9 protein-coding genes are annotated in these 11,865 nt (G+C 72.8%); 5 read left to right on the forward strand and 4 right to left on the reverse strand.

Translation table 11 applies throughout. From position 1 onward, the window contains the following. Window positions 1-254 precede the first annotated feature (254 nt). Together AB0G56_RS22860 and AB0G56_RS22865 are read left to right on the forward strand one after the other, a co-directional pair. The gene (locus AB0G56_RS22860) at window positions 255-1,868 is read left to right on the forward strand and encodes a succinic semialdehyde dehydrogenase (protein WP_360972112.1); all 1,614 of its coding nucleotides are present in this window, start codon (window positions 255-257) and stop codon (window positions 1,866-1,868) included. A 191-nt stretch (window positions 1,869-2,059) separates the two neighbouring features. Further along, the gene (locus AB0G56_RS22865) at window positions 2,060-3,829 is read left to right on the forward strand and encodes a GMC family oxidoreductase (protein WP_360972255.1); all 1,770 of its coding nucleotides are present in this window, start codon (window positions 2,060-2,062) and stop codon (window positions 3,827-3,829) included. A gap of 81 nt (window positions 3,830-3,910) precedes the next feature. Here the strand turns inward: AB0G56_RS22865 and AB0G56_RS22870 are convergent, their stop codons facing one another. Both AB0G56_RS22870 and AB0G56_RS22875 read right to left on the reverse strand, forming a co-directional pair. Beyond that, window positions 3,911-4,951, reverse strand: a complete 1,041-nt coding sequence (locus AB0G56_RS22870; RefSeq protein WP_360972114.1) for an LPXTG cell wall anchor domain-containing protein — start codon at window positions 4,949-4,951, stop codon at window positions 3,911-3,913. 479 nt (window positions 4,952-5,430) lie between these two features. After that, entirely contained in the window at window positions 5,431-5,733 is a 303-nt protein-coding gene (locus tag AB0G56_RS22875) for a chorismate mutase (protein ID WP_360972257.1), read from the reverse strand. A gap of 513 nt (window positions 5,734-6,246) precedes the next feature. Between AB0G56_RS22875 and guaA the strand changes: the two genes are divergently transcribed. Continuing rightward, window positions 6,247-7,827, forward strand: coding sequence for a glutamine-hydrolyzing GMP synthase (gene guaA, locus AB0G56_RS22880; protein WP_360972116.1), 1,581 nt, complete (start codon window positions 6,247-6,249; stop codon window positions 7,825-7,827). Window positions 7,828-7,836: 9 nt separating this feature from the next. Here the strand turns inward: guaA and AB0G56_RS22885 are convergent, their stop codons facing one another. Further along, window positions 7,837-8,310, reverse strand: coding sequence for a pyridoxamine 5'-phosphate oxidase family protein (locus AB0G56_RS22885; protein ID WP_360972118.1), 474 nt, complete (start codon window positions 8,308-8,310; stop codon window positions 7,837-7,839). Window positions 8,311-8,593: 283 nt separating this feature from the next. On the opposite strand from AB0G56_RS22885, the gene AB0G56_RS22890 reads away from it, so the two are divergent. Beyond that, window positions 8,594-9,394, forward strand: coding sequence for a class II aldolase/adducin family protein (locus AB0G56_RS22890; protein WP_360972120.1), 801 nt, complete (start codon window positions 8,594-8,596; stop codon window positions 9,392-9,394). Between the two features lie 49 nt (window positions 9,395-9,443). Here AB0G56_RS22890 and AB0G56_RS22895 read toward each other — a convergent pair whose 3' ends face one another. Then, window positions 9,444-10,334, reverse strand: a complete 891-nt coding sequence (locus AB0G56_RS22895) for a DUF4429 domain-containing protein (RefSeq protein ID WP_360972122.1) — start codon at window positions 10,332-10,334, stop codon at window positions 9,444-9,446. 161 nt (window positions 10,335-10,495) lie between these two features. Between AB0G56_RS22895 and AB0G56_RS22900 the strand changes: the two genes are divergently transcribed. Beyond that, the gene (locus AB0G56_RS22900) at window positions 10,496-11,779 is read left to right on the forward strand and encodes a hypothetical protein (RefSeq protein ID WP_360972124.1); all 1,284 of its coding nucleotides are present in this window, start codon (window positions 10,496-10,498) and stop codon (window positions 11,777-11,779) included. Window positions 11,780-11,865: the final 86 nt, after the last annotated feature.

The following is an 11,865-nucleotide window of genomic DNA, read 5'->3' on the forward strand; positions in this document are numbered from 1 at the left end:
CCCGCCACTTCCGGCTGGTTCCGCACCCGCCACCTCCGCCCCGCCCCGCGCGCACCGTCCCGTCCGTCGCGCCCCCGCCCCACGCCCGTCGCGCCCCCGCTCGCCGGTGCGGGCGGGCGGCGGCTCCCGGCCGGTCTGCGGACCCCCTGATCAGCGCATTCGTTGCCAGTGATCGCTGGCGGTATGTGTGCGGTCGGTGAATCCCCGTTACCGACGGGTACACAAACCTCCGGCTCCGTCATACGCTGCGCTGCATGACGGACGCGCAGGCCCCGGCTCAGACCGGCACGAATCCTCTGGCCCCCGCCCCCGCGGGCGCCCGTACCGCCGCCGACGTGGTGACGCCCGAGCTGGTCGCCCGGCTCACCAAGGGCGTCGCCGGATCCGGCCGGACCGCCAACCACACCCCGTTCACCGGTGAGAAGCTGGCCGACCTGCCCGAGTCCACCCCCGAGGACGTCGCCCTCGCCTTCGAGCGGGCGCGGGCCGCGCAGGACGTGTGGGCGCGGACGCCGGTACGGCAGCGCGCCGCCGTCCTGCTCCGCTTCCACGACCTGGTTCTCGCCCGCCAGGCCGAGGTCCTCGACCTGATCCAGCTGGAGACCGGCAAGGCCCGCCTGCACGCCCACGAGGAGGTGCAGGCCGTCGCCGTCGCCGCCCGGCACTACGGCCGCCGTGCCGCCGCGTACCTGCGGCCGAAGCGGCACACCGGCGCCATCCCGGCCCTGACGAAGGTCACCGAACTGCGCCACCCGCGCGGTGTCGTCGGCCAGATCGCCCCCTGGAACTACCCGCTGGAGCTGTCCGTCGGCGACGCGCTGCCCGCCTTCGCCGCGGGCAACGCGGTGGTCATGAAGCCGGACACGGAGACCTGCCTGACCGCCCTGTGGGCCCGTGACCTGCTCATCGAGGCCGGGCTGCCCGCCGAGGTGTTCCAGGTCGTCATCGGTGAGGGCCCAATCGTCGGCCCGGCGGTCGTCCGGCACGCCGACTACGTCTCCTTCACCGGTTCCACCCGCACCGGCCGCGAGGTCGCCCAGGGCGCCGCCGCACGCCTGGTCGGCGTCTCCCTCGAACTCGGCGGCAAGAACGCCATGCTGGTCCTTCAGGACGCCGACCTCGACAAGGCGGCGGCCGGCGCGGTCCGCGCCTGCTTCTCCTCCGCCGGGCAGCTGTGCATCTCCATCGAGCGGCTGTACGTCCACGAGACCGTCGCCGACGCGTTCCTGGAGCGCTTCGCCGCCCGTACCAAGGCGATGCGGCTGGGCACCTCGCTCGCGTACGGCGCCGACATGGGCTCCCTCGTCGGCGAGCGCCAGCTGGAGACCGTCACCCGGCACGTGGAGGAGGCCGTCGCCAAGGGCGCCCGGGTGCTGGCCGGTGGCGTCGCCCGCCCCGACATCGGCCCGTACTTCTTCGAGCCGACTGTCCTCGACGGCGTCGAGGCCCCCATGGCCGTGTGCACGGAGGAGACCTTCGGCCCGGTCGTCTCCGTCTACCGCTTCGCGAGCGACGACGAGGCGGTCGAGCGCGCCAACTCCACGCCGTACGGCCTGAACTCGTCCGTGTGGACGAAGGACGCCCGGCGGGGCCGCGCGATCGCCGCCCGGCTGCGCACCGGCACGGTCAACCTGAACGAGGGCTACGCGCCCGCCTACGGCAGCGTCCAGTCGCCGATGGGCGGCATGAAGGACTCCGGCCTCGGCCGCCGGCACGGCTCCGAGGGAATCCTCAAGTACACCGAGGCCCAGACGATCGCCCACCAGCGGCTGCTGCCCATGGCGCCGTCGCTCGGCATGGACGACGAGAAGTACGCGGCGTTCATGAACCGGAGCCTGAAGGCGCTGAAGGCACTCAGGTTCCGTTAGACCACACCCGTTCTCGACGAGGAGCGCATGTGTCGCAGGAGAACTCTGCCCGAGAGCAGGACGGTACGGCGCACAGGGACGGTACGGCGCACGGCGACGACACGGCATACGGCGACGACACGGCGTACGGCGACGACACGGCGTACGACTACGACACGGCGTACGGCGACGACACGGCGTACGACTACGACGTGATCGTCGTCGGCTCCGGCTTCGGCGGCTCGGTCACCGCCCTGCGCCTGACCGAGAAGGGCTACCGTGTCGGCGTCCTGGAGGCGGGCCGCCGCTTCACCCGCGAGAGCCTGCCGAAGAACTCCTGGGACCTGAAGAACTACCTGTGGGCCCCCAAGCTCGGCATGTACGGCATCCAGCGCATCCACCTGCTGGGCAACGTCATGGTGCTGGCCGGCGCGGGGGTCGGCGGCGGCTCCCTCAACTACGCCAACACCCTCTACGTACCGCCGAAGCCCTTCTTCGACGACCCGCAGTGGCGGCACATCACCGACTGGGAGGAGGAGCTCGCCCCGTACTACGACCAGGCCAAGCGCATGCTCGGCGTCCGGCTCAACCCGACGATGACCCCCTCCGACGTGCACCTGAAGGCGGCGGCGCAGCGCATGGGCGTCGGCGACACCTTCCACATGGCCCCGGTCGGGGTGTTCTTCGGGGACGGCGAGGACGCCGACGGCAAGACGAAGGCCCAGCCGGGCCGGCAGGTCACCGACCCGTACTTCGGCGGGGCCGGACCGGACCGCAGGGCCTGCACCGAGTGCGGCGAGTGCATGACCGGCTGCCGGCACGGCGCGAAGAACACCCTCAACGAGAACTACCTGCACCTCGCCGAGAAGGCGGGCGCGGTGGTCCACCCCATGACGACGGTCGTGTCGGTCACCGACGACTCCCGCGGCGGCTACGCGGTCGCCACGCTGCCGACCGACGACAAGAAGAAGGGCGCCGGCCGCGTCCTCACCGCCCGGCGGGTGGTCCTGGCCGCCGGCACCTACGGCACCCAGACCCTGCTGCACCGCATGAAGGCCGGCCGTCAGCTGCCCCACCTCTCGGACCGGCTCGGCGAGCTGACCCGCACCAACTCCGAGGCGCTGGTGGGCGCGCAGACCGACGACCGGCGCTACCGGGCGGCGACCGGCCGGACCCGGGCCGACTTCACCCGCGGCGTCGCCATCACGTCGTCCGTCCACCCCGACGAGAACACCCACATCGAGCCGGTCCGCTACGGCAAGGGCTCCAACTCGATGGGCGGACTGTCGATCCTCCAGGTGCCGTTCGTGGACGGCGGGTCCAGGGTCGCGGCCTGGCTGGCGAACGCCGCCCGCCACCCGCTGCTCGTCCTGCGGTCCCTGTCCAACCGGCGCTGGTCGGAGCGGACGATCATCGGCCTGGTGATGCAGTCCCTGGACAACTCCCTGACGACGTACCTGAAACCGGACGGCGTCGGCAAGGGCCTGCTCACGGCCCGCCAGGGCCACGGCGCGCCCAATCCCAAGCAGATCAGGGCCGCCACCGAGGGCGCCTCCGCGCTCGCCGCGGAGATCAACGGCTTCGCCGGGTCCAACGTGGGCGAGCTGATGGGTACCCCGCTCACCGCGCACTTCCTCGGCGGCTGCCCGATCGGCGACTCGCCCGAGACCGGCGTCATCGACCCGTACCACCGCCTCTACGGCCATCCGGGCATCTCCGTCGTCGACGGCGCGGCGGTCTCCGCGAACCTGGGTGTGAACCCCTCGCTGACCATCACCGCGCAGGCCGAGCGGGCGATGTCGTACTGGCCGAACAAGGGCGAGACGGACCCGCGCCCGGCGCAGGGCGCGGCCTACGAGCGGCTGAAGCCGGTGGAGCCCCGCGACCCGGTGGTTCCGGCGGACGCGTTCGGCGCGCTGCGCCTGCCGTTCCTCGGCATACCGGCGGTACCGCCGAAGGAGCAGCAGCAGGATCAGAAGTAGCAACAGCGGGGAGAAGTGAAGAAGGACCCGCGCCCCCCTCCTGGCGCAGGTCCTTCTCGTCCTGTGGGATGACGGATCGCGTTACGCGTCCGCACCGCCCTTGCGGCGCCGCACCGCGACCAGCGCGCCGGCCCCGACGACGACCGCGATGCCGCCGACGAGACCGAGGGTCGGCACCACTGAGCTGGAGCCCGTCGCGGCGAGGCTGCCGGTGGGCGGGATCTCCTCGGCACCGCCCTGCGGCCGCTTGCCGCCGGCCGGCTCGGCACCGTCCGCCGGCTTGGCGTTCCCGGGGTCGTCGTTGGAACTGCCGGGCTTCAGGACGGTGAAGGTGTAGTAGTCGAACGCGTTGTGGACGCAGTTCTTCTCCTGGTCGACGTAACCGCCGAGGCCCACGGTGTAGCCGTCGCCCGCCGGGGCCTTCGCCGTGATGTTGACGCGCAGGTCGATGTCGACCGTCTGCCTGGGGCCGAGCGGCGTCTCGCCGAAGTAGATGCCGCCGCCGATCTCGTCCGCGAGGGACTCCCACTTCTTGGTGGCGGGGTCGAGGTACTCCAGGAGCGCGTAGGTGCTCAGCCAGTCCTTCTCGTTCTCGCTCATCGAGTCGTTGTCGATGAGCGCGAGCCACTGCACCTGGCCGAGGGACCGGTCTCCGTGGTTGGCCGCGGTCAGCTTGAAGGTGTGCCAGCCGCTGCCTGCGACGATCTTCCCGGGCAGGCCGGAGACCGCGATCGTCAGCTGGGAGTCGCTGTCCACGTCGTCCGTGGTGCACGGCGACGGCTCCTCGGACGGCTCGGCGGGCCGGCTGGCCGAGGCGGAGACGGACGCGGACGCGGATTGGGAGGCCGAGGACGATGCCAGGGCGGAAGCGGTGGCGGACGGTGTCGTCGTGCCGGAGGCGCCGGTCGACGGGGTGGTGGTCCCGGCCGCGTCGGAGGGCGGGGTGGACTCGGGCGTGGCGCCGGCCGGTGTCGACTCCGGGGCGCCGGGCGGAGTGGACTCGGGGCTGGAGGCGGGCGCCGAGGCGGTCGTCTGGGTGCCGGCCGGCTCCTCGGCGAACGCGGCGGGAGCCGACAGCAGTGCCAGCGGGGCTATCGCGGCCGTCGCGGCCACTGCTGCCATGGCACGGCGAAGCTTCATGAAGACCTCGGGGAGTCCGGCGTACCGCGGTGGAGCGGTACGGAGGTTGCGGGAGGCCTCCGCTGTGGGGCGCGGGTGTGGCCGTTGGTTCCGCTGATGTGACCCGGGGCCCCTGTGAATGGTTGCGCGGTCTTTCACAGGATTCTCATGTGGCTTGCATCACACATGTGAGCGCGGCCGGCCCCGGGCGTCCCCGGAGCCGGCCGTCACCTGGTGACCGGGCTGCTGTCCCCTGCCGTCCGGCCACTTCCCTGGAGCGGGGTCCCACGACGTACGGCACGATCCGCACGTCTCACCGCTCCGGAGAGCCACGCGTGGTTCTCCCGGGCGCGTCCCTGGCTGGCACGGCCATCCCGACCAACGACGCGGAGCCCGCGGCGGTCACGCGCCGCACGGGTGAGGGGCCCGTACGGGTGAGGCCGGTCCGGGATCGGGGCGGGGAGAGGCGCGGCCGCGGGAGGTCAGATCTTGCCGCGGCACAGCTCCAGCAGGGTCATCGCCAGGGCCGTGCCGGGCCTGCCGAGGGCGTCACGGTAGCGGCCGAGGACCTCCATCTCGCGGGAGAGGTTCACGCGCCTGCCGCCCGAACCGATCCGGGCCTCCTGGACGACGGCCGACACGGCCATCCGTTCCTGGACCAGGCCCAGGATCCGGTCGTCGAGCGTGTCGATGCGTTCACGGGCGCCCGTGATGACGCTCACGGCCTCCTCGGTGCGGGCGCCGGTCCGCTCCGCCGCGGTGGCGGACGTATCGGTCCGCTCCACCGCGGTGGCGGACGTATCGGGGTGCTCCGCCGCGGTGGCGGACGTACCGGTCTTCTCCGCTGTGCCGGCGGCCGTGCCGGTCTTCTCCGCTGTGCCGGCGGCCGTGCCGGTCTTCTGTGCTGCGGTGGCGCTCGTGCCGGTCTTCTCTGCTGCGGTGGCGGTCATCTCGCGGGCTCCTCACTGGAAGGCGGGTGCGGTGCCCCGGGGCTCAAGGACCGGGAGAACGCCAGGCGCCCCGGGCCTTGTCGGCCCGGGGCGCCTGGGAAGTCGCTTGTCAGTAGCTCAAGCGGCACGACCATGGCAGCCGGCGGGCCGGGTGCCATAGGTAAAGACGAAGGTCGTCGCGTGCGTGAGCATGGGCCCAGTATGCCGTGGCGGGCGCGGGTGTCCAAGGCGGTTCGGATGCTGGGACGGGCCTCGCGGGGCGGGTGGGCCGGAGCACGGGGCGGGTCCCGCCGCCGTCTCGGTAGAATCGCAGGTACAACGACCCGCCCCACCGCCGGAAGGCACCCCGTGTCATCAGCGACTCCCGCTGCCGCCGCCCCCGACACCGTTCTGGTCGTCGACTTCGGCGCGCAGTACGCCCAGCTCATCGCCCGTCGCGTCCGCGAGGCCCGGGTCTACAGCGAGATCGTGCCGAGCACCATGCCGGTCGCACAGATGCTCGCCAAGAACCCGGCGGCGATCATCCTCTCCGGCGGCCCCTCCTCGGTGTACGAGGAGGGCGCCCCCCGCCTGGACCGTGAGCTCTTCGAGGCCGGCGTCCCCGTCTTCGGCATGTGCTATGGCTTCCAGCTGATGGCGCAGGTCCTCGGCGGCACCGTCGACAACTCCGGCGCGCGCGAGTACGGCCGCACCGATCTCGCCGTCTCCAAGCCGTCCTCCACCCTCTTCGAGGGCACCCCGGCCGAGCAGGCCGTGTGGATGTCGCACGGCGACGCCTGCTCCGCCGCCCCCGAGGGCTTCACCGTCACGGCCGCCACGGACGTCGTCCCGGTCGCCGCGTTCGAGAACGACGACAAGAAGCTCTACGGCGTCCAGTACCACCCCGAGGTCATGCACTCCACGCACGGCCAGCAGGTCCTGGAGCACTTCCTGTACCGCGGGGCGGGCCTGACCCCGTCCTGGACCACCGGCAACGTGATCGAGGAGCAGGTCGCCGCCATCCGCGCGCAGGTCGGCGACAAGCGCGCCATCTGCGGCCTGTCCGGAGGCGTGGACTCCGCGGTCGCCGCCGCCCTCGTCCAGAAGGCCATCGGCTCCCAGCTGACCTGTGTCTACGTCGACCACGGCCTGATGCGCAAGGGCGAGACCGAGCAGGTCGAGAAGGACTTCGTCGCCGCGACCGGCGTCCAGCTGAAGGTCGTCGACGCCGAGGAGCGCTTCCTCACCGCGCTCAAGGGCGTCTCGGACCCCGAGGAGAAGCGGAAGATCATCGGCCGCGAGTTCATCCGGGTCTTCGAGCAGGCCCAGGCCGAGATCATCGCGGACGAGGGCCCGGCGGTCGAGTTCCTGGTCCAGGGCACGCTCTACCCGGACGTCGTCGAGTCCGGCGGCGGCACCGGCACCGCCAACATCAAGTCGCACCACAACGTGGGCGGTCTGCCCGAGGACCTCGAGTTCCAGCTCATCGAGCCGCTGCGCAAGCTGTTCAAGGACGAGGTCCGCATGGTCGGCCAGGAGCTGGGCCTGCCGGAGGAGATCGTCCAGCGCCAGCCCTTCCCGGGCCCCGGCCTCGGCATCCGCATCGTCGGCGAGGTCACCAAGGACCGGCTGGACCTGCTGCGCGAGGCCGACGCCATCGCCCGCGAGGAGCTGACCGCGGCCGGCCTGGACCGGGACATCTGGCAGTGCCCGGTGGTCCTGCTCGCGGACGTGCGCTCCGTCGGCGTCCAGGGCGACGGACGCACCTACGGCCACCCGATCGTGCTGCGCCCGGTCTCCAGCGAGGACGCGATGACGGCCGACTGGTCCCGGCTGCCCTACGACGTGCTCGCGCGGATCTCCACCCGGATCACCAATGAGGTGAGCGACGTCAACCGCGTCGTCCTCGACGTGACCAGCAAGCCGCCGGGCACCATCGAGTGGGAGTAGTCCCACCCGTCAGGTCCGCTTGAGCGTGCGCACCGGCGCTCCGGGCCGCCAGACCTGGGTGACCAGATACCGGTCGCCCTCGACGAAGGTCCGCACGACCTCCGTCAGCTCGGTGCGGAAGAGGTGGAACGGCTGCGGCGGTTCCACCTCTTTCACGTACGCGCCCTTCGCCTCCGGGTCGTCCACCTCGATCGCACGGCCGCCGATCCGCACGTCCCCGCCGGTCAGGGAGGTGTCCGGCCCCGGATTCGACTGGAGGACGAACCGCGGGTCCCGCCGCAGGTCGAGCGCCTTGAGCGAGTCCCGCATCATGCCGAGCCACAGCTCGCCGTGGAGGAACCGCACCTCCAGGCCGCTGGTGCGGGGCGAGCCGTCCCGGCGCAGGGTGACGAGGACGTGGTGCCGGAAAGTGCCGAAACGCCCCGCGGCGAGGCCGGCCAGTTCGGGTTCCGTCGCGGTGAAAGCCGCCCAGTTCATAGCCATGCCGGTGAGTCTGGCGCGGAAACCGGACATGTTTTGTCAGGTATGAAACCGGACATCTTCGCCCGGGTGCGAAACCGGACGTACCGCCGGGGTGAGCAACGGGACGTCTACCGCCGGGGTGTGCAACGGGACGTCTACCGCCAGGGTGTGCAACCGGACATCCACCGCCGGGCACGGGGGTGGCTCCGGTCGGGTCTGCGGCATCTTCACGCCCCCGTGCTGCCATTCCCGGCCGTCCGCGGGTACCTTCCGCCCGTACGCCGATCACCCCGCCGGAGGACCCATGCACGGTCGCGGCCCCACACCGCCCCCGCCCCTGCCCACCGACAGACTGCGGTTCGCCATGCCGCCCCGGCACGAGTCGGTCGAGGACGAACGCCGCCACCGCAAGGAACGGCTCGCGGGCGCCCTGCGGATCTTCGGCCGGTACGGCTTCGAGGACGGCGTCTCGGGCCACATCACCGCCCGCGACCCCGAGTTCAGCGACTGCTTCTGGGTCAACCCCTTCGGGATGCCCTTCAAGCACGTCACCGTCGGCGACCTCGTCCTCGCCAACCAGGACGGCCAGGTCATCGAGGGCGGCCACCACGTCAACCAGGCCGCGTTCACCGTGCACGCCCAGGTCCACGCGGCCCGCCCGGACGTGGTCGCCGTCGCCCACTGCCACTCCGTGCACGGCCGGGCCCTGGCGGCCCTCGGCGAACTGCTGGACCCCATCACCCAGGAGAGCTGCGCCTTCTACGAAGACCACGCCCTGTACGACACCTACACCGGCGTCGTCGTCGACGCGGAGGAGGGCCGCCGGATCGCGGCGACGCTGGGCTCCCGCAAGGCACTGGTGCTGCGCAACCACGGACTGCTGACCGTCGGCGACTCGGTGGACGCCGCCGCCTGGTGGTTCCTGTCCATGGAACGCTCCGCCCAGGTGCAGCTGACCGCCCGCGCGGCCGGCCGGCCCGTCCTGATCGACCACAAGGCGGCGGTGTCGACCCGCGAACAGCTCGGCACGGACCTGGTGGCCTGGATCAGCTACCAGCCCCTGTGGCAGGACGTCAGCCGCGGCGAACCCGACCTGCTGACCTGAGCCACCCGCCACCCGCCACCCGCCGCCCGCCGCCCGCCACCCGCCGCCCTCAGCCGAAGTCCCGCAGCACGGCCGCCTTGGCCACCGCGAACTCCTCCTCGGTGAGCACACCGCCGGTCCTCAGCTCGCCCAGCTCCCGCAGCCGGCGCAGCAGCACGTCGTGCCGGCCGGCCCGCGACGGTGGCACCGTCGCGCGCTCCCGTCCGGGTGCGGCCTCGGCGGCGGCGCGGGCGGCGGGATGCGGCAGCCGGGCGGTGACCGCGGCGGCGACCAGCGCCGTGAGCAGGTCCCGGCGGGCGCTGCCCCACAGGTGGAGGGTGTACGGCTCCTTCTCGGGCGGCAGCTCGGAGCCCACCGTCCCGTGGGTCACGAACCGCAGGAAGCCGTCCTCGTGCCCCCTGTTGGGCAGCCACTCGACCCGGACCAGTTCGCCGACGGCGACGGTGCGCGGGCCGGTGGCCCGTTTGACCCGGTCGGAGGTGTCGGCCCAGTCGATACGGACCCGGGAACCGTCGAAGGAGACGGTGCCGTCCGAGCAGCGGACGGCGACGGGCACCGGCGGCCCCGTCAGCAGGTAGGCGCCGACCGGCTCCTGGGGGATGCGGTCGAGGAGCAGGGACCGGCGGATCTCGTCCGCGACGTACTCGGCGGCGGCGCCGGAACGGTCGAGGTCCACGGCCAGCCGGTACGGATCGGCCGCCTCCGGCAGCCGGCCGCCGGTCGCCTGGAGCAGGGGATCGGCGCCCTCCCGCAGCCGCAGACACAGCCGGCCGCGCCTGCGCCCGGTTTCGTGGACCACGCCCGCCACGGCCGCCAGCGGCACCGTGATCTCCCTGTACGCCTGCCGGAACAGCGGCACCGACCGGTGCAGGCCCGGCGTGATCCGCACCGTGCTGCCGTCGAAGGCCCAGGTCCCGTCCCGCTGGATGATCTCGGCCATACGCCGATTCTCCCAGCCGGGTCAACACGGCGACCCGGGCTTCACCCGCCCTGACCAGACCGGGCGGACGCACACGGGGTGGTGTAGGGCACAATTCGCAGTCGGCGTAGGGGTGTTGTCCGCAGGGCGGCTGCGGGTTCCGGGGAAGGCGGGCGTCGGGCGTGGCGGTGCAGGAAGCGAGAGACGGCGCGGGGGCGGGGGCGCACGCCCACACGGGCGGCTGCACCTGCGGGGACTGCCCGCACGGGGCGCGTGCGGGACACCGGCGGGCCGTGGCCGAATTCCTGGTCAAGCGGGACGGGTTCGCCGCCGGGCAGGGGCTGCCCGCCGCCGTGGCCCACTCCGTGTCGGCCTCCCGGCAGTGGGTCTCGGAGGAACTGACGCAGTCCGCGGAACTCGTCGCCGTCCGCCGCCGGGCCGAGGGCGAGGCCTGGCTGGCCCGGCTGTGGCGCTGGACGGCGTACACGGTCTGGGCCGCGGTCGTCCTGCTGCTTCTGGTCCAGGCGCTCACCGCGATCGGGGCGGGCTGGAGCACCGCCCGCACGGCGGGCCTGCTGGCGGCGACGGTGGTGGCCGTGGCGCTGACGGCAGCCTCCTGGTTCCACCGGGCGCGCGGCGGCGCGCTGGCCCCGGTCATCGGCGAGGACAACAGGCTCTCCACCTCCCGTTCGATCGCTGCGCTGTGGGTGCTGTTCGTGGCGTACGCGGTGCTGGTGCTGGTGGGCCGACTGGCTGCCGCCTCGGACCACGCGGAGCGCGACGCCGTGATCTCGGGCCTGGAACTCGCCCGGGGCGCCGGCGTCGTCACCGTGCTCGCCGTGGTGTGCGGGATCACCGTGCTGGTGCGGCGGGTGGTCGGGCTGCGGGTCCTGGGACAGCGGCTGCAGAAGGTACGCGCGGACCGGCCGCGCGCGGCCGACCTGCTGACCGACGACGCGGGACGCGGCGCCTTCGCGGACATCCAGTACGTCGTGATCAGCACCGTCGCCCTGGTCTTCGCGGCGGTGCGGCTGGCCCGGCGGCCCGATCAGCTGCCCGACCTGCCCTGGGGGCTGGCGGTGGTGACGCTGGTGTCCGCCGCGACCTATCTGGCGGGCAAGTACGCGGAGGGCGGGCGCCCGGTGATCCTCTCGGTGGTCAGGGCCCGGGAGGCCGGGGACCTGGACGCGCCGATCCGCACCGGCGACGACATCGAGATCCGCGGCGCCGGGTTCGTCCCCCCGGGAGCGCAGGGCGCCGACCGGCTGTCGCGGATGGTGGTCCGCATCGGCGCGGTCAATGTCCACGTGCCCCTGGTGCCCGTCACGGGCGGCTTCAGCAACCCCGCGGACACGGTGCTGACCGTCCCGGTCCCGGCGGACGTGGAACCGGGCCGGGTCGAGGTGCAACTGGTGACCGCGGCGGGCGTGGAGACCAACCGGTACACGATCGACGTGACGGAGTGACAGCGGGTGCCGTCCCCTGCGCGGGACGGGGCAGCGCACCGATGGAGTGAGAACCCAGGGCCAACCGGACGCCGAATCCATACGGA

It is taken from the genome of Streptomyces sp. NPDC021356 (assembly GCF_040641015.1).
Classification (GTDB): Bacteria; Actinomycetota; Actinomycetes; order Streptomycetales; family Streptomycetaceae; genus Streptomyces.